This window comes from Providencia sp. PROV208, from assembly GCF_028479465.1.
In the GTDB taxonomy this organism is placed as follows: Bacteria; Pseudomonadota; Gammaproteobacteria; order Enterobacterales; family Enterobacteriaceae; genus Providencia; species Providencia alcalifaciens.
Map to the genome: position 1 here is coordinate 43,570 of NZ_JAMPNS010000010.1, position 17,255 is coordinate 60,824.

The window sequence follows — 17,255 nt, forward strand, 5'->3', positions numbered from 1 at the left end:
ATACTATATAAAGCAGATTTTGTATTAGTTTATTCATCAATCTAAATTAATATATTTATCGCGGTCAAATGATGGTAGAATTTTTGGGTATCGCATGGCAGTTTGCGCTTTTCTTCTATTGAATATCAAACCTTCCCCCCTAGAGCTGCCCAATATATTGAAGCGGTGGAGCCCGGAGTAATTAATTTGACTAGTTTTTCAGACCTCGCGTTAAACGAGGAAATCTTGCGTGCCATTAATGAATTAGGCTATGAAAGTCCTACGCCTATTCAACAACAAGCTATTCCTGCTGTTCTAGCGGGTAAAGACTTATTAGCCAGTGCTCAAACTGGTACCGGTAAAACAGCCGGTTTTACCTTACCTATTTTGCAAAAATTGGTAGACAATCCTCGGGGCAATAACCGCCGTCCTATCCGTGCATTGATTTTAACTCCAACTCGTGAGCTTGCAGCTCAAGTGGCTGAAAACGTAAAAGAATATAGCCGCCATTTGAAAATTCGCTCATTTGTTGTGTTTGGTGGTGTGAGCATTAATCCTCAAATGATGAAGTTGCGTGGTGGAGTGGATGTCCTGATCGCAACACCGGGTCGTTTGTTGGATCTGGAGCACCAAAATGCAGTGGATCTTTCTCAAGTCGAAGTTTTCGTTTTGGATGAAGCTGACCGTATGCTGGATATGGGCTTTATTCACGACATTCGTCGCGTGATCACTAAATTACCGAAAAAGCGCCAAAACCTTCTGTTTTCTGCAACGTTCTCTGATGAGATTAAACAGTTGGCGAGTAAATTGCTGAATAACCCTGTATCGATTGAAGTGGCACCGCGTAACTCTGCGTCTGAACAAGTGACCCAATATGTCCATTTAGTGGATAAAAATCGTAAAGCAGAATTACTGTCATTTATGATTGGGCGCGAGAATTGGCAACAAGTCTTGGTGTTCACGCGTACTAAGCATGGCGCTAACCGTTTAGCGGAACATTTAAATAAAGATGGCGTAAAAGCAGCGGCAATTCATGGAAATAAGAGCCAAGGAGCTCGTACTCGCGCTTTAGCTGATTTTAAATCGGGAGATATCCGTGTACTCGTGGCGACAGATATCGCTGCCCGTGGTTTGGATATTGAACAACTGCCTTATGTAGTTAACTTTGAGTTGCCTAATGTGGCTGAAGATTATGTTCACCGTATTGGTCGTACTGGGCGCGCGGAAGCAACGGGTATGGCGGTTTCTTTAGTGTGTATCGATGAGGCTAAGTTGCTGAAAGATATTGAAAAGTTACTGAAAAAATCTATTCCATTAATGGCGATTGAAGGGTATGAACCAAACCCATCAATCAAAGCTGAGCCGATTCAAAAGCCTTCTCAGCGCAATGACCGTCGTTCTCCAGATAACCGTGGTGGTGAGCGAAGTAATAGCAATAAAGGTCATAGTCGTCCTCGTCGTCAAAATACAAGCGCGGGTAAAGGTCAATCTGAATCAGCTGGTTCTCCATGGAAAAGCGCTCAGAAGCGTGTTAGACAAGGGTGTAGTGAAAGCTAATGCGTGTACTGCTCGCTCCGATGGAAGGGGTACTTGATTCTCTGGTTCGCCGTTTATTGAGTGAGGTGAATGACTACGACTTGTGCATCACAGAATTTGTACGAGTTGTAGATACATTACTGCCTGCAAAAACGTTTTATCGGCTATGTCCGGAGCTCCAGTATGGCAGCCGAACACCCTCGGGAACATTAGTGAGAGTACAGTTGTTAGGTCAGTATCCCGAGTGGTTGGCTGAAAATGCCAACCGCGCGGTAGAGCTCGGTTCTTGGGGGGTAGATCTCAATTGTGGGTGCCCTTCAAAAACAGTGAATGGTAGTGGCGGTGGCGCGACATTATTGAAGCAACCCGACCTTATCTATCATGCCGCTAAAGCGATACGTGCCGCAGTGCCTAAAGAATTACCGGTCTCTGTAAAAGTTCGATTAGGTTGGGACAGTAGTCAATTTGCTCATGAAATTGCGGATGCTGTGCAACAAGCTGGGGCAACTGAGTTAACAGTGCATGGGCGTACAAAAGAAGATGGCTACAAAGCCGAATGTATTAACTGGCAGGCCATTGGTGAGATTCGCCAAAAATTGTCAATTCCAGTGATTGCGAATGGTGAAATCTGGGATTATGAAAGTGCTAAACGGTGTATGGAAATGACGGGGTGCGATTCAATTATGATTGGTCGAGGCGCCTTAAATACACCGAATTTGAGCCGAGTTATCAAACACAATGTCCCGAAGATGCCTTGGGAGCAGGTTGGCAAAATACTCTTTAAATATACAGAGTTAGAAAAACAGGGAGATACGGGACATTACCACGCAGCCCGTATTAAACAGTGGCTTAGCTATTTGCGTAAAGAGTATCAACAAGCCGACGTTTTGTTCTCTCAGGTTAGAGCTTTGAAAACAGCAGAGCAAATCGCAGATATCATTGCACATCATGTGGAATCGCTACCTGTCATGCCATATTAGAATTATGTGATTTGCTAAAATTTAAGATTAGGTCTTTAATTAACAGGTATGGTGATGATTTATTTCACATAGTGCTATCACCGTATGAAATAAAACATTTATGACATGCAACAAAGATAGAATGCTGCAGAGATAGAGTGCAACTGGATATTGGAGGCCTCAAATGGGCGTTATTGCTTGGATTATCTTTGGTTTAATCGCGGGTGTTTTAGCTAAATGGCTGATGCCTGGAACCTATCAAATGGGTTTCATTATGACCACGGTTCTGGGGATCGTAGGGGCCGTTGTTGGGGGATATATCAGCACATTCTTTGGTAAAGGTAAGGTAGATGGATTTAATTTTGGCAGCTTTATTGTCGCCGTTATTGGTGCCATCGTCGTACTATTCCTTGCAGGGATGTTTATCAAGTAGTTTTCTGAGAAAGTAAAAAAACCTGCTACCGCACTATAAATTATTTATTAAAGCCACATATTATGACGTATCGCTAAATAATGTGTGGCTTTAATTTTTCAATTTTCATACTGCTACAGTGCCTTAAACAGTAGAATGCGTTTCTAGGTTTATTACTCAGCGTTCCCATCAGTCACTTATTAATTATTATCTTCATTAAAATGACGTAATAGAAAAATGACGTTATTTATTTAATGCTTTTTATATTTACACTATAAGCGCAAAGAGAATAATTACATTCCCCCATACTTAAAAAGTAGCTATGGGGGGAATGAGTAAGATTAAGGTTCGATGGGTAAACCGTTGTCTTGACCCCATTGCGCCCAAGAACCATCATAGAGGCGAACATGAGAGTTACCGAGTAGCATTAAAGCCATTAAGACAACCGCGGCGGTCATGCCCGAGCCACACGTTGTCACTGTTGGCGCGTGAATATCGACATCATGCTCGGCAAAAATCGCTTTTAATTGTTCTGGTGATTTGTATTCCCCATTCTCCACTAATAAATCCCAAGGCACGTTTTTACTGCCGGGGATATGGCCCATTCTTAAACCTGGGCGCGGCTCAGGGGCTTGAGCAAGAAAACGCGCAGCGGCGCGAGCATCAACGATTTGAATCTTACCATCAGTTGCAATCTCCAACATTTGTTGTTGGTTCAGGGCATTGGCATTTTGCCTATCTGCAATAAAGGTTTGTGTTGCTGGTGGTGTAATTTTACCTGACTGTGTTGCAAAGCCTGCGGCTTTCCACGCGTTAATTCCACCCGCTAAGATTTTTACGTGTTTACAGCCTAATGTGCGGAAAGTCCACCATGCACGAGGCGATGAAAATAAGTTATTTTGCGCATAAATAATGACTTGGGTCTGGTTATTAATACCCATCGCCCCAACGGCTTGGCTAAATGTGGCTGCACTAGGCAGCATATGCGGTAAGTCGCTACTTTTATCTGCAATTTCATCTTGATTAAAAAATTGTGCATGTGGAATGTGCTCATCAAGATAGCTCTGATAACAATCATAGGGGGCGGTTGGCGGGGGGGTTGATGCATCAAGTACAATCAGATTGCTATCTGAAAGATGTGAATTTAACCACTCTGGCGTGACAAAATAATCGTTGTACATCATAACTCACCGTCCCGTTAGATTATTAATGGCTGATTACTGAATTTGATTAGGTGCAGGTAATACTGATGGCGATTGAGCCTGATTTTGTTCTAAAGGTGTCGTTGAGCGGGTATAAATATTCATCCCTGCTAACACAATTCCTCCGATAGAACTCAACGCGCATAAAGCGCACAGTGCGATGACGACTTTTTTCATTTTTATTAGCCTGATTAGATATGAAGAAGCCAAAGTATAACTGGATGGCAATAGCAAACAAGTTTTCAGGGAGATTTTCTTGCTTCGAATAGGTGTTTTGCGAAAGGCTTTCCAGAATTTGTGTATAATGGAAATTAATACAGTAGTTTTGCGAAGCGTTTCGCAAAAGATTAATTAGCAGCTTTTCTGCTTTTTCTGTGATTGGTTATCTTATCCTCTTTACTTGGTCTTCAGCGTATCTATGTCTCTGTCAAATAAAATCAAAGAACAAATAACTCAATGGTATAAAGGGTTATCTAATCAAATCGAGGGCTTTGTCTCTCGGGCACCTCAGCGCCAAATGATTGCTGAAGTGGCGAAAAATTTGTCAGATGCTGAAGGACGCCATTTAATTATTGAAGCCCCAACGGGCGTTGGTAAAACATTATCGTACCTGATTCCGGGGATTGCTGTTGGGCGTGAAGAGGGGAAAACCTTGGTGGTTAGCACTGCCAACGTAGCCCTACAAGACCAGATCTTCAGTAAAGATTTACCGTTGCTGAGTAAAATTATTCCTGATTTAAAATTCACGGGCGCGTTCGGGCGAGCTCGTTATGTTTGTCCGCGAAATTTAGAAGCGATTTGTGCCGCGGAAGGGGAGCAAATTGACCTAATGCTGTTAGTGGAAGACAAAACAGAAATTGCGAATAGTGAGGAAAGAGCTCAGTGCCAGCAATTACGTAATGATTTTCATAGTTTTGCTTGGGATGGGTTGCGAGATCATCATAAAAAGGCGTTTAGCGATAGTTTATGGCGTAAAGTCAGTACTGATAAAATGAATTGCCTTGGACGAAATTGTCAGTTTTATCAACGCTGTCCATTTTTTATTGCTCGCCGTGAAATTGAAGATGCCGATGTTGTTGTGGCTAACCATGCCTTAGTTATGGCGGCGATGGAAAGCGAATCGGTATTGCCTGATCCGAAAAAATTATTGCTAGTTCTCGATGAAGGGCACCATATTCCCGATGTCGCGAGAGATGCTTTAGAAGTCGAAGGGGAAATTACACTCGTTCAGCTTACCGCTCAAGTGGATAATTTTATTCACCATGTCGGGCAATACGTGGCTCAGTTTCGTCCTGCGAAACCGCCTAAGTTGGCAAATCCTGATAAGTTACAGCAGCATGCGGAAAAATTACGGGATTGTTTCCGAGATTTCTCATTGTTGGCGAATGGACTACTTCCTGAGACATCCAAAGAGTCAGAATACCTTTTCCCAATGGGAGTATTACCCGAAGCAATGCAGTTATGCTGCCAAGAGCTATTTAAGCTCACGGACGCGCTGCGCGGGTTATCTGAAGCAATTTTAAGCGATCTGACAGAGCAGACTGCGAAACAAGATATTGTGCGTCTGCATCGTTCAATTTTAGTCACTAGTCGAGCGATGGGTTATTTTGAGAATATGGCTAAATTATGGCGCTTAGCCTCGCTTGAACAAAGTTCTGGCGCACCTGTATCCAAATGGCTTAGCCGTCGATATGAAAAAAATCAGTCACGTATTTTTATGCATTGCGCAGGTATTCGAGTGAGCGAGCAGTTACAACATTTACTCTGGCGAAATGTTCCTCATATTGTCATTACTTCAGCAACATTACGCTCTTTGAACAGTTATTCACGTTTTATGGAGTTAACCGGGTTATCTGAAAAGAGTGATGACCGGTTTGTCACGCTGACTTCACCTTTTAATCATGTAGAACAGGGTAAATTAGTTATTCCTAAAATGGAGTATGAGCCAACGATGGCTCATGAAGCGGAACATTTAAAAGAAATGGCGACTTATTTTCGTCACCAATTTACGGAAGGAAATCACCATGGGGTGCTAATTTTATTTAGTAGCCAACGTGCGATGGATGGGTTTCTTGAGCATGTGAAAGATCTGCGATTACAGTTATTAGTTCAAGGTGATCAACCACGTTATCGCTTAGTTGAAACCCATTGTGAGCGTATTAAGCAAGGACAAAAAAGTGCCTTGATAGGCTTACAGTCATTTGCAGAAGGGTTAGATCTAAAAGGTGAATATTTAACTCAAGTGCATATTCACAAAATCGCATTTCCACCCGTAACGAATCCTGTGATTATCACTGAAGGGGATTGGTTAAAATCGTTAAAGCGCTATCCATTTGAAGTGCAAAGTTTACCAAGTGCTTCATTCAATTTGATTCAGCAGGCGGGGCGGTTGATTCGAAGCCATGAATGTTATGGTGAAATCATCATTTACGATAAACGTTTATTAACAAAAAACTACGGGAAACGTTTATTAAATTCGTTACCTGTTTTCCCTATTGAGCAACCCGATATGCCCACATCAGATAAGGCAGCACGATAAATAAATTGAGACCACCGAAGTGGTCTCATGGTCAATATATTGACTCTGTTTTACGACACTACTCAATATTGGCTTCTAATAACCACAGGAATTTATCTAGGTCGCGGGAAGCGGCAGTAAACATATCTGCGGTATTTTCATCTTCAACTTCATCAATCGCTTTGCGAATATCATTTGCCACAACAGCATAACGCTCAGCGAGTGCTTTTAAATGATCTTGGACTGAATGAATATCTAAAGGATAAGCTTCTAAGGATGTGAACTTATTTACTTGCTGTGATGTTCCGGTTGCCACACCACCGAGTTGAACAGCTCGTTCAGCAAACTCATCCAAGTGCCCAATGATGCTATCTCTAAAGCCATCCAACATTTCGTGTATTGCAATAAAATTGCGTCCACGCATATTCCAATGTGCTTGTTTGGTGATTAAAGAAAGATCAGTGAAATGAATCACCATCATGTTTAATATACCGATAGTTTCTAGTTTAACGCTATCTTCAATATCATTACGGGTATATAAAAGGTCAGTTGAAGAGGTTTTAAATAATTTTGCAGTATTCATAGAATTTCCTCTCTTAAATATAAATTGATTCAATTATCTTGTCTGTTTATAAATATAGAGCGTAAAGCTAAGAATGTCATAAAGTCATTATCTATTACTTTAATAGGTAAATGAGTGAATTGTATTTATTTTAGATTTTGCCAATCAAATCTATCGTTGGTATTTTTCAAATAGATGAATATTACTTTACAAGCTAATGAAATAAAGGCTCTGCTAAAAAATAACATAATAAAAAGGCTAATAAATAAAATTATTAGCCTTGGTGATGGATGGTAAAAATCGTCAATATTTATGAGACTTTTTCAATCTTGGATTTAGGCACTGACGTTGAGGTTGATCCGATAGAGGCACAAACAATACACAGCAGCGCTAACCATTGAGTCATAGTCAAATGTTCTTGCAGGAAAACAATGCCTAAAAATGCGCCCATGCAAGGCTCGAGGCTCATTAAGGTACCAAATGTTTTTGCGGGTAATTTGGTTAACGCTATCATTTCTAACGTGTATGGGAATGCCGTGGATAGTATGGCAACTGCTAAGGCTAAAGGCAATATCGCTGGGTCAAACATGGCTTCAACCCCCGTTTGCATTAACCCAATCGGAAAGAAAATTAGCGCTGAAATCAGTGAGCCTACAGCAACTGTTGCAGCACCATAACCTGCACCAGCACGTTGTCCAAAGATAATATAAATAGCCCAGCAAACACCCGCGCCTAAAGCATAAGCAACACCAAGAAGGTCTAGGGAGTTAATGTTATCCCCAATAGGTAATAAGAAGAGTAAGCCGGTGATCACTAACCCTATCCATAAAAAATCAATAGGGCGGCGAGATGAAAACATTGCCACAGCGAGTGGACCTGTGAATTCAAGTGCCACTGCAATACCAAGAGGGATACGCTCGAGAGCTAAGTAAAATAAATAGTTCATCGTACCGAGAGACAAGCCATAAGCAAGTAGCGGAACTAATGAGCTTTTTCTAAAATTTAAACGCCAAGGTTTAAAAATGACACATAAAATAATAGTCGCTAATAGTAAGCGTAGACCCGTAACACCGGGAGCGCCGATAAGTGGGAATAATGTTTTAGCTAAAGAGGCACCACTTTGAATTGAGGTCATTGCCAGTAATAGCAAGCCTATTGGTAATAGTGGAAATGCACTCTTTTTAGTATCGGCAGACATGAATAAAAAACCTCAAAAAAACGATAGCAACGTGACAGGTAAAATGGGTAAATCTAAATAATAATGGTGGCCTGTTAGGATATTTACACTTAGCCAGCAAATTGACGTGAATTATCTCACAGAATTCATGCAGATTATATTGCTTTGTTAAATATGGAGTATTGACCATATTATTTAATATTAGAGAGTCACTAAGTTATAAATAATCAAATATTGTGAGTTGAGCTTCGTTGTGGGTGCCGTATAATTTCGCGCTGACAAGAATGATAATAGGTATGAAAGGTAGAACATGAAAAAAATTAAAAGTGTGGCGGTTTATTGTGGCTCTAGCATGGGCAATAACGACATTTATCAAAAACAGGCCATTGAATTTGCCAAAGAGCTGGTTAAACGTGATATCGCTTTAGTTTATGGTGGGGCTAGTGTTGGGCTGATGGGTACCATTGCAGATACAGTATTATCTTTAGGTGGGAAAGCGATAGGTGTAATTCCATCTCTCCTTGAAGAACGTGAAATATCCCATAAAAATCTGACTGAATTGTACAAAGTAGACACTATGCATCAGCGTAAAAGTAAAATGATTGAGCTTGCGGATGGATTTGTCGCCATGCCTGGTGGATACGGTACATTAGAAGAATACAGTGAAGTATTCACATGGAGCCAAATTGGTTTACACACTAAGCCTTGTGGATTGTTCAATATTAATCATTACTGGCAGCCATTGATTGATATGACCAACAAAATGGCGGATGAAGGTTTTCTGCATGAGAAATATCGTCATATGGCGATTGTGGAATCTTCCCCAGCAGATTTATTAGATCAATTTGAGACATACATTGCACCGCCAGTAAAAACCTACGATTGAAAAGGGTGATGCAATGATCAGAACCGCAAAAAAAGAGGATTTATCAGCCATTCTTTCTCTCTATCAAATTTTATTTGCGGAGATGGCTAAGCTTGATAGTGAGCGCTTACAAGACGCGGAACAATCGAACGAGTTTGTTGAGAATGCAATTAATGACACTAAGTTTCATCTTTTAGTGGTTGATCATGAAGGTGAAATTAAAGGCTTTTGTATTGCTCAAAAACAGACCTCAGATCCTTATAGCTGTATTGTACCGAGGGATTTTGGCTATATTTTTGATTTAATTGTCTCCCCAGATTTTCGTGGCGAAAGGGCAGGGAAACAACTCTTGGATGGAATGAAAGAGTGGGCAAAAAAGCAAAAATTTAGTCATTTAGAGCTTTCTGTATTAGCGCAAAACCATCAAGCTATTAAGTTTTATGAACGTGAAGGATTAACTGAGGTATCTCGCACAATGGGGATCTCGTTGTAATTTTTTAGGCTCTGCTTTTATGGGGAGCTTTTTCGCTATTTTCATTTTTAGATTGTGATTAACGGATACGATATCTAAATCGGTATCGTGGTTGACCTTATTCATGTCAGAAAACGTAGCGCGAAAATCAGCACAAGATCTAAACGCTGGATTATGGCATAATGCGCGGCTATTTATTCTAATCAGATTTCAAGTCGGCGGGAACAGGGCAAATAAGCCAGTCTCGGGGACGACTCTACAAAGATCAATTTAAGGCATCGCAGTGTTAACAACCAATAATATCACTATGCAGTTTGGCAGTAAGCCGCTGTTTGAAAACATTTCAGTAAAATTCGGTACAGGCAATCGTTACGGTCTGATCGGCGCAAATGGCGCGGGCAAATCTACATTTATGAAGATCCTCGGCGGTGACTTAACACCAACCGCAGGGAATGTCAGTACAACAGATCCAAACGAACGTCTGGGTAAATTACGCCAAGATCAGTTTGCGTTTGAAGAATTTACTGTGCTAGACACCGTTATCATGGGACATGCTGAGCTTTGGGATGTCAAACAAGAGCGCGACAGAATTTATGCAATGCCAGAAATGAGCGAAGAAGATGGCTATCGCGTTGCTGATCTGGAAGTGGCTTATGGTGAAATGGATGGCTATAGCGCGGAAGCCCGTGCTGGTGAGCTGTTACTAGGTGTTGGTATTCCGGTTGAGCAACATTATGGTCCGATGAGCGAAGTTGCTCCGGGTTGGAAGTTACGTGTGCTGCTGGCTCAGGCGCTGTTTGCGGATCCTGATATTTTGTTACTTGATGAACCAACCAACAACTTGGATATCGACACAATCCGTTGGTTAGAACAAGTCTTGAATGATCGTAACTGCACCATGGTCATCATTTCCCATGATAGACACTTTTTAAACACCGTTTGTACGCATATGGCGGACTTAGATTACGGTGAGTTGCGTTTATTCCCGGGTAACTATGATGAGTATATGATTGCGGCAACTCAAGCGAGAGAGCGCCTTTTATCCGATAATGCGAAGAAAAAAGCGCAAATTGCGGAGTTACAATCTTTCGTTAGCCGCTTCAGTGCTAACGCATCAAAATCCAAACAAGCGACTTCTCGCGCTCGTCAAATTGATAAAATTCAATTAGATGAAGTTAAAGCTTCTAGCCGCCAAAACCCATTCATTCGCTTTGAGCAAGAGAAAAAGCTATTCCGTAACGCGTTGGAATTAGAAGCGGTAACCAATGGTTATGACCAAGGTCCATTATTTAAAAATGTGAACTTGTTATTGGAAGTGGGTGAAAAGATGGCGGTTATCGGTGCTAACGGTATCGGTAAAACAACATTCTTAAAAACACTGGTAGGTGAACAACCGGCGACAAGCGGAACGGTAAAATGGTCTGAAAACCACAATATTGGTTACTATGCGCAGGACCATGCTGAAGATTTCGATACTGACCTGAATGTTTTTGACTGGATGAGTCAGTGGAAAAATGAAGGGGATGATGAGCAAGCCGTCCGTAGTATTTTAGGTCGTTTGTTGTTCTCTCAAGATGACATTAAGAAAAAAGTATCTGTATTATCCGGTGGTGAACAAGGACGTATGTTATTTGGTAAGCTGATGATGCAACAGCCAAATATTTTGGTTATGGATGAGCCAACTAACCACTTAGATATGGAATCCATTGAATCGCTGAACTTAGCGTTAGAAATGTATCAAGGCACACTGATCTTTGTTTCCCATGACCGTGAATTTGTCAGTTCATTAGCGACCAGAATCTTAGAAATTAAAGAAGATAAAGTGGTTGATTTTAAAGGAACGTATGACGAATACCTGAAGAGCCAAGGCGTTGTAATCTAATGACGTTTTAGGCAAAAAAATAGCCCCGCGAAGTTGCGTTCAGCGGGGCTATTTTTATTTTGGCAGTGAGATGCTGCTGAGAAATTAGTTTTTCTTCACGAACTCAGATTTCAGTTTCATTTGACCGAAACCATCGATTTTACAATCGATATTATGGTCACCTTCCACTAAACGGATCCCTTTCACTCGGGTACCGATTTTCAGCATTGAAGAACTTCCTTTCACCTTGAGATCTTTAATCACTGTAACAGTATCGCCATCAGCTAATAAGTTACCATTAGCATCTTTTACGATGAGTTCATCAATGTCAGCAACTGGCTCTGCATCGTTCCATTCGTGCGCACACTCAGGGCAGATGTACATATCGTTGTCAGTATAGGTGTATTCGGACTGACATTTTGGGCAAGGAGGTAATGACATATTTATATTCTCAGTAATGACTCATGCGGTCATAGTTCAAACCAGTGGGATACTCGTGTTCCCCGAAAGGGGGATAGTATAAGACCAAAGACAAGATAAACTTATTTTTAGGAATATTCCTAATTTTAAGCCGAGGGTAATGGCGAGAGAGTTCTCGCCATGGATTATGTTTAGGAACAAACCTCGCAGTTCGGGTCTTTATTCAATTTAAATTGGCGAAAATCGAGCGTCATTGCATCAAATAGCAGCACTTTTCCAGTTGTTACGGTGCCATATTGAGTGAGCAATTTGATGGTTTCCATTGCCTCTAATGTACCAATTGTGCCAACAAGTGGCGCCATAACTCCCGCTTCCACACAAGTTAGGCTATTGTCACCGAATAACCGGCTAAGGCAGTGATAGCAAGGCATTCCATCTTCATAGGTAAATACAGAAAGCTGACCTTCCATACGGATTGCTGCGCCGGAAACGAAAGGGGTTTTATGCTTTAAGCAGATGCAGTTAAGTTGCTCGCGAATAGCGACATTGTCAGTACAGTCCAAGACCACATCATGCCGCTGTACGAGTTCATTTAACTCAGGATCGTCCAATTGTGCATCAATGGTATCAATTTGTATGTGAGGATTGATTGCCACCAGTTGTGCTTTGGCAGAGTCGACTTTAGGTTGACCAATCGTTGCATCACGATGTAGGGTCTGCCGCTGTAAATTTGACAGGGAAACTGTATCAAAATCCACAAGTGTTAAGTGCCCAACACCCGCAGCTGCAAGGTATTGGGTTGCGGCGCAGCCAAGACCACCGAGTCCAATCACCAAAACGTTACTGGCTTTCAGTTTTTCTTGTCCGTCAAAATCAAAACCTCGTAGGATAATTTGGCGGTTATAACGCAGCATTTCTTGGTCAGTCAGTTCTTGCACAGTCGTTACTCACTTTTTAATAAGTAATTGAACATTTCCACATCAACAGTTTCACCCACAGCCACTTTTCCTCGCTCACGTTCTAATACGATAAAGCAGTTTGCTTGGCTGAAGGAACTGAAAATATGTGAGCCTTGGTGCCCTGTGGTCGCAACTTGCAGCTGACCTTGTTCATTAACACTTAAAATTCCACGTTGAAAATCAAGGCGTCCAGGTGATTTTTTCAATGGAGTGGTGACAGGAACTTTAAAACGTACAGGCGCCTTCCATTGACTGTGACCCGATAAGCGAGCAATGAGCGGCTGAACGAGTTGATAAAAAGTGAGCGCGGCGGAGACAGGATTTCCAGGTAAGCCACAGAACCATGCTGAACTGAGTTTACCAAAAGCAAAAGGTTTACCTGGCTTGATGGCTAACTTCCAAAAGCCAATTTCGCCCAGTTCATCAAGAATTTGTTTGGTGTAGTCAGCTTCGCCAACTGAGACACCACCGCTGCTGATGACTAAATCGGCTTTCTGGTTCGCTTCAATAAATGTCTGTTTTAATTTTTCTGGCGAATCGGGAATGACGCCGAGGTCTAATACTTCACAATTGAGCTTTTCTAACATCAAGCGCACAGCAAAACGGTTGGTATCATAAATTTGACCGTCTGCCAGTGGGCTGCCTATTGCTTGAAGTTCATCACCCGTTGAGAATACAGCGACTTTTAAGCGGCGATAAACGGTCACGTCGGCAATACCCAGTGAAGCAATCAAGGGTAACTGTGCTGTGGACAGTAACGTTCCCGCTGGAAATACGGCTTGACCCTGTGCAATGTCTTCACCCGCTTTGCGGATATTGTTACCGAGTTTAAAGGCTTCTGTAAAAACAATGCCTTGGTCAGTTTGTTCGGTCGCTTCTTGCATGACAACGGTATCAACACCATTAGGGATTGGTGCACCGGTCATAATACGTACACAGCTACCCGCCGGAAGTTTGCCTTCCATTGGATTGCCTGCAAATGATTTGCCGGCGACAGGCATGGGGGTTTTTCCATCCCAATCTGCGAAGCGGAAACCATAACCATCCATCGCTGAATTATCGAAAGGTGGAACGTTGATCGGTGAAATGAGATCTTCGGCAATAATACGTTGAGCAGACTCAGTGAGTGGAATGATTTCTGTGCTAGTCACGGTTGGGGTGTTAGACAGTAATTTTTCTAATGCAAGTTCTAGAGAAATCAAACCATTAGTATGACACTGATCCATAAATCGTTACCTCTTAATCTTGTTATTGGCTTAGAACGCTCAAATAAATTTGCTAGCGGTATTATGGCAGATATAGCGCATTGGGTGAATGAATAGAAATTGATTGCTGATAGCTTTTAGGTGGATAGTTTCGGCTATTTGGGGGAGTTGATTGAGTCATGTTAATCAATGGCTATATTACAACGCGGTTTTTGCCAAAATATCGCAATCAAAAATACTATAATAAATAATGTTATTAAGTGGATTTAAATAATGAAATAGTTATTTAAATTGTAAGGAGTATTCTGGATCTATCCGTGCGGTTTCCTGCAAATATTTCATGCTATTGGTGGATGTAATGCTGGATTATCTGCACTTGCTGTTTTAGAGTACCGCGCACACCTGCATTTTTATAAAAATAGCGTTATACCATCTGTGGAGGATCCCATGTCATCTCTGAGTAAAGAGGCCGAATTAGTTCATGCTGCTTTGGAAGCAAGAGGGCTTGAAACCCCGCTGCGCATCCAGCCAAAATCAGGTGAAGAGCGTAAGCAACTGATTGAAGGGCATATGACCGAAGTCATGAAGTTACTGAACTTAGATTTAACTGACGATAGCTTAGCGGATACTCCGCGCCGTATCGCGAAAATGTATGTGGATGAAATTTTTTCGGGTCTTGATTACGCCAATTTCCCTAAAATCACATTAATTGAAAATAAAATGAGTGTGGATGAAATGGTGACAGTGCGTGATATTACACTGACTAGCACGTGTGAACACCATTTTGTCACTATTGATGGTAAGGCAATTGTGGCTTACATTCCAAAAGATAAAGTGATTGGCTTATCAAAGATTAACCGTATTGTGCAGTTTTTTTCACAACGGCCACAAGTCCAAGAACGTTTAACCCAACAAATTTTAGTCGCACTACAAACTCTGCTGGGCACGATGAACGTTGCGGTTTCTATTGATGCGGTTCATTACTGTGTTAAAGCCCGCGGTATTCGTGATGCCACGAGCGCAACAACGACCACATCGTTAGGTGGATTGTTTAAATCAAGCCAAAATACACGCCAAGAATTTCTACGTGCGGTTCGCCATCTCTAATTTATGACAACCACCGTTTCGGTTGCCCCTAAAAGCCGTATTGGGCAACTTGATACAGTACGTGGCATCGCTATTTTAGGTATTTTATTACTGAATATCTTTGGATTTGCGTTGCCACAAGCGGCCTATCTTAATCCCTATTACACGTCTGAAGTCTCATCATCTGATGCGATGGTTTGGGTGTTTTTTAATCTTTTCTTCCAAGGGAAATTTCTGGGTATTTTTTCCTTACTGTTTGGTGCAACGCTAGGGCTTCTGCTTTATCGTCCAGTCTTATGGCAGCGTAGTCGATTAATCATTTTAGCCATGATTGGGCTAATTCATGGTATTGGATTCTGGGATGGCGATATTCTTCTTGCTTATGCCCTAACCGGGTTAATCGCAATAATGCTGCTGCCTCTTTATTCAGCCAACACACTATTAAAAATTGCCACTGCAATCTATTTGATTGGATTGATAATTTTGTTTGTGATTGGTAGTAGTGTAGTGGATACCTCTTTCTGGCAAATTACGTCTGATCAAGCATTTCTTGATGCTTGGCAACACCGTGCTGGAGGGATGGCAGGGATAAGTTATCGTGCTGGCGAAGTGGCGACGATGATTGAGTTGCTTGTTATCCAATATGGTTGGCAATTGCTGGCTATGATGATTTTAGGAGCGTTGTTGCTGAGAAATGGCTGGCTAAAAGGGCAGTTTACGGAGCGGCATTATCGGAAAATGTCCATTTACTTTATTGTCCCCACCGTTTTGATTCAGTCGGTAGCGCTTTATTTCCAAAGCCTTTTTGGGTGGCGTTATTTCGATACGTCGATTGTCGGCTATATCATTAATGAGCTTATGGTTCCTCTACAATCGCTGGGTTACATTGCCTTGGTGTATGGATTTTGGGGGCGCTTTAGTCAGAGCATTTTCGCAAAAGCTTTACAGAATATAGGGCGGATGGCGCTGAGTAATTATTTACTTCAAACTTTGATTTGTACTACTATTTTTTACCATTTAGGGTATTTCTATCAGTTTACTCGCCTAGAATTATTGCTATTTATCCCACCAATTTGGGGGATAAACGTGCTGTTTTCTTATTGCTGGTTACGTTTTTTCAAGCAAGGTCCCGTTGAGTGGTGTTGGCGACAATTAACAGACAAACTGTTTTATCTTTTTAGCCGCCATCAAGGGATTAATTGAGTTTGTTGATTTCTTCAGGGGTTACCGCAGGGTAGCCTTTAGTGCCATCAGGCATTTTTATTGGAGCAGGAATGGATTCTTGTTCCCCTAAAAATTTCGGTTCACGCTGGAGAATATAGAGATCAGCCAGCGCCCCTAAACGTGCAAAAACTTCACGAACTCGAACTTTAAACATACCTTCAGGCGTGGGTACTGCTAAACATTGGGCATCAATCCCTTTGTGTTTAGCGATAAATAATGCTCTTTCACAATGGAAACGTTGGGTAATAATCGTGAAATTATCTGTGTCGAATACTTTTTTCGTACGGACAACAGAATCCAACGTTCGAAACCCTGCAAAATCGAGCACAATTTTTGACGCTGGTACACCTGCTTTGATGAGATCTTTACGCATAGCAATAGGCTCATTGTAATTATGAGCGCCATTGTCACCGCTGAGGAGCAAATACTTTACTTTTCCGCTATGGTAAGCATCTGCAGCACCTTTAATCCGATAAGTGTAATAAAGATTCGTGGCTCCAGAGGCATAATATCTAGATGTACCGAGAACCATCCCTACATCGCGGGCAGGGAGTTGCTCTACATCTTCATAGATATAGGGCGCGGTTTCCCAACTGATCCAACGGTCGAGTAAAATAACAGTGGCGAAAGCTATCCCTGCCAGTATTAATAGACCATAAAGCAGACGTTTCCTCATGTCCTCGCCTTGAATAATTAATGCCTATAATAATTAGTAGTATCAATTAATAGGCTACTTGACTTAATTTCGTGACGCAAGTCGCGTAACGTAAAATCATGTCAATATGGCCGTAATATTTCCGTTGATACCACAGATTAGA

The 17,255-nt window shown here is 41.7% G+C and carries 17 protein-coding genes; 9 read left to right on the forward strand and 8 right to left on the reverse strand.

The window, feature by feature from the left end:
- The first annotated feature begins 186 nt into the window (after positions 1–186).
- From rhlE to PR766_RS08095, 3 genes are all read left to right on the forward strand, one after another.
- Entirely contained in the window at positions 187–1,536 is a 1,350-nt protein-coding gene (rhlE, locus tag PR766_RS08085; protein WP_154636181.1) for an ATP-dependent RNA helicase RhlE, read from the forward strand.
- Positions 1,536–2,495, forward strand: coding sequence for a tRNA dihydrouridine(16) synthase DusC (dusC, locus tag PR766_RS08090; RefSeq protein ID WP_006660164.1), 960 nt, complete (start codon positions 1,536–1,538; stop codon positions 2,493–2,495). Before rhlE ends, dusC begins: the two co-directional genes overlap by 1 nt.
- 163 nt (positions 2,496–2,658) lie before the next feature.
- Positions 2,659–2,907 (forward strand): GlsB/YeaQ/YmgE family stress response membrane protein, encoded by a 249-nt coding sequence (locus tag PR766_RS08095; RefSeq protein ID WP_006660163.1) that lies wholly within the window; start codon positions 2,659–2,661, stop codon positions 2,905–2,907.
- A 320-nt stretch (positions 2,908–3,227) separates the two neighbouring features.
- Here PR766_RS08095 and sseA read toward each other — a convergent pair whose 3' ends face one another.
- Together sseA and PR766_RS08105 are read right to left on the reverse strand one after the other, a co-directional pair.
- A complete protein-coding gene (gene sseA, locus PR766_RS08100; RefSeq protein ID WP_036979614.1) occupies positions 3,228–4,067 on the reverse strand; it encodes a 3-mercaptopyruvate sulfurtransferase in 840 nt (279 codons plus the stop codon).
- Positions 4,068–4,103: 36 nt separating this feature from the next.
- A complete protein-coding gene (locus tag PR766_RS08105; protein WP_006660161.1) occupies positions 4,104–4,265 on the reverse strand; it encodes a hypothetical protein in 162 nt (53 codons plus the stop codon).
- A 241-nt stretch (positions 4,266–4,506) separates the two neighbouring features.
- On the opposite strand from PR766_RS08105, the gene dinG reads away from it, so the two are divergent.
- A complete protein-coding gene (gene dinG, locus PR766_RS08110) occupies positions 4,507–6,627 on the forward strand; it encodes an ATP-dependent DNA helicase DinG (RefSeq protein ID WP_006660160.1) in 2,121 nt (706 codons plus the stop codon).
- A 58-nt stretch (positions 6,628–6,685) separates the two neighbouring features.
- On the opposite strand, the gene dps is transcribed toward dinG, so the two are convergent.
- Both dps and rhtA read right to left on the reverse strand, forming a co-directional pair.
- On the reverse strand, positions 6,686–7,189 hold the full coding sequence (gene dps, locus PR766_RS08115; protein ID WP_006660159.1) for a DNA starvation/stationary phase protection protein Dps: 504 nt from the start codon (positions 7,187–7,189) through the stop codon (positions 6,686–6,688).
- 289 nt (positions 7,190–7,478) lie between these two features.
- Positions 7,479–8,366: a threonine/homoserine exporter RhtA gene (gene rhtA / locus PR766_RS08120; protein WP_006660158.1), complete on the reverse strand. Its 888-nt coding sequence runs from the start codon at positions 8,364–8,366 to the stop codon at positions 7,479–7,481.
- A 289-nt stretch (positions 8,367–8,655) separates the two neighbouring features.
- Between rhtA and PR766_RS08125 the strand changes: the two genes are divergently transcribed.
- The 3 genes from PR766_RS08125 (at position 8,656) to PR766_RS08135 (ending at position 11,564) form a co-directional block, all read left to right on the forward strand.
- Complete coding sequence (locus PR766_RS08125) at positions 8,656–9,231, forward strand: TIGR00730 family Rossman fold protein (protein WP_006660157.1); 576 nt, start codon at positions 8,656–8,658, stop codon at positions 9,229–9,231.
- A gap of 13 nt (positions 9,232–9,244) precedes the next feature.
- The gene (locus PR766_RS08130; protein WP_006662280.1) at positions 9,245–9,703 is read left to right on the forward strand and encodes a GNAT family N-acetyltransferase; all 459 of its coding nucleotides are present in this window, start codon (positions 9,245–9,247) and stop codon (positions 9,701–9,703) included.
- Positions 9,704–9,965: 262 nt separating this feature from the next.
- Positions 9,966–11,564 (forward strand): ABC-F family ATPase, encoded by a 1,599-nt coding sequence (locus tag PR766_RS08135; RefSeq protein ID WP_006662279.1) that lies wholly within the window; start codon positions 9,966–9,968, stop codon positions 11,562–11,564.
- 84 nt (positions 11,565–11,648) lie between these two features.
- Here PR766_RS08135 and PR766_RS08140 read toward each other — a convergent pair whose 3' ends face one another.
- The 3 genes from PR766_RS08140 to moeA all read right to left on the reverse strand — a co-directional run bounded on the left by PR766_RS08140 (position 11,649) and on the right by moeA (position 14,148).
- On the reverse strand, positions 11,649–11,984 hold the full coding sequence (locus PR766_RS08140) for a zinc ribbon domain-containing protein YjdM (RefSeq protein ID WP_006662278.1): 336 nt from the start codon (positions 11,982–11,984) through the stop codon (positions 11,649–11,651).
- Between the two features lie 170 nt (positions 11,985–12,154).
- Positions 12,155–12,901: a molybdopterin-synthase adenylyltransferase MoeB gene (moeB, locus tag PR766_RS08145; RefSeq protein ID WP_071992027.1), complete on the reverse strand. Its 747-nt coding sequence runs from the start codon at positions 12,899–12,901 to the stop codon at positions 12,155–12,157.
- A gap of 5 nt (positions 12,902–12,906) precedes the next feature.
- Positions 12,907–14,148, reverse strand: a complete 1,242-nt coding sequence (moeA, locus tag PR766_RS08150; protein WP_006662276.1) for a molybdopterin molybdotransferase MoeA — start codon at positions 14,146–14,148, stop codon at positions 12,907–12,909.
- Between the two features lie 426 nt (positions 14,149–14,574).
- On the opposite strand from moeA, the gene folE reads away from it, so the two are divergent.
- Both folE and yeiB read left to right on the forward strand, forming a co-directional pair.
- Complete coding sequence (folE, locus tag PR766_RS08155) at positions 14,575–15,234, forward strand: GTP cyclohydrolase I FolE (protein ID WP_006660151.1); 660 nt, start codon at positions 14,575–14,577, stop codon at positions 15,232–15,234.
- Between the two features lie 3 nt (positions 15,235–15,237).
- A complete protein-coding gene (yeiB, locus tag PR766_RS08160; protein ID WP_036965432.1) occupies positions 15,238–16,416 on the forward strand; it encodes a DUF418 domain-containing protein YeiB in 1,179 nt (392 codons plus the stop codon).
- Here the strand turns inward: yeiB and sanA are convergent.
- Positions 16,409–17,113, reverse strand: coding sequence for an outer membrane permeability protein SanA (gene sanA, locus PR766_RS08165; protein WP_006662275.1), 705 nt, complete (start codon positions 17,111–17,113; stop codon positions 16,409–16,411). The two genes, yeiB and sanA, sit on opposite strands and share 8 nt — an antisense overlap.
- Positions 17,114–17,255: the final 142 nt, after the last annotated feature.

Coding starts and splice junctions, on each gene's coding strand:
- sseA (WP_036979614.1), bottom strand. CDS start 4,067: ATGTACAACGATTATTTTGTCACGCCAGAGTGGTTAAATTCACATCTT.
- folE (WP_006660151.1), top strand. CDS start 14,575: ATGTCATCTCTGAGTAAAGAGGCCGAATTAGTTCATGCTGCTTTGGAA.
- PR766_RS08140 (WP_006662278.1), bottom strand. CDS start 11,984: ATGTCATTACCTCCTTGCCCAAAATGTCAGTCCGAATACACCTATACT.
- yeiB (WP_036965432.1), top strand. CDS start 15,238: ATGACAACCACCGTTTCGGTTGCCCCTAAAAGCCGTATTGGGCAACTT.
- PR766_RS08130 (WP_006662280.1), top strand. CDS start 9,245: ATGATCAGAACCGCAAAAAAAGAGGATTTATCAGCCATTCTTTCTCTC.
- moeA (WP_006662276.1), bottom strand. CDS start 14,148: ATGGATCAGTGTCATACTAATGGTTTGATTTCTCTAGAACTTGCATTA.
- sanA (WP_006662275.1), bottom strand. CDS start 17,113: ATGAGGAAACGTCTGCTTTATGGTCTATTAATACTGGCAGGGATAGCT.
- PR766_RS08105 (WP_006660161.1), bottom strand. CDS start 4,265: ATGAAAAAAGTCGTCATCGCACTGTGCGCTTTATGCGCGTTGAGTTCT.
- dusC (WP_006660164.1), top strand. CDS start 1,536: ATGCGTGTACTGCTCGCTCCGATGGAAGGGGTACTTGATTCTCTGGTT.
- dinG (WP_006660160.1), top strand. CDS start 4,507: ATGTCTCTGTCAAATAAAATCAAAGAACAAATAACTCAATGGTATAAA.
- rhtA (WP_006660158.1), bottom strand. CDS start 8,366: ATGTCTGCCGATACTAAAAAGAGTGCATTTCCACTATTACCAATAGGC.
- dps (WP_006660159.1), bottom strand. CDS start 7,189: ATGAATACTGCAAAATTATTTAAAACCTCTTCAACTGACCTTTTATAT.
- PR766_RS08095 (WP_006660163.1), top strand. CDS start 2,659: ATGGGCGTTATTGCTTGGATTATCTTTGGTTTAATCGCGGGTGTTTTA.
- PR766_RS08125 (WP_006660157.1), top strand. CDS start 8,656: ATGAAAAAAATTAAAAGTGTGGCGGTTTATTGTGGCTCTAGCATGGGC.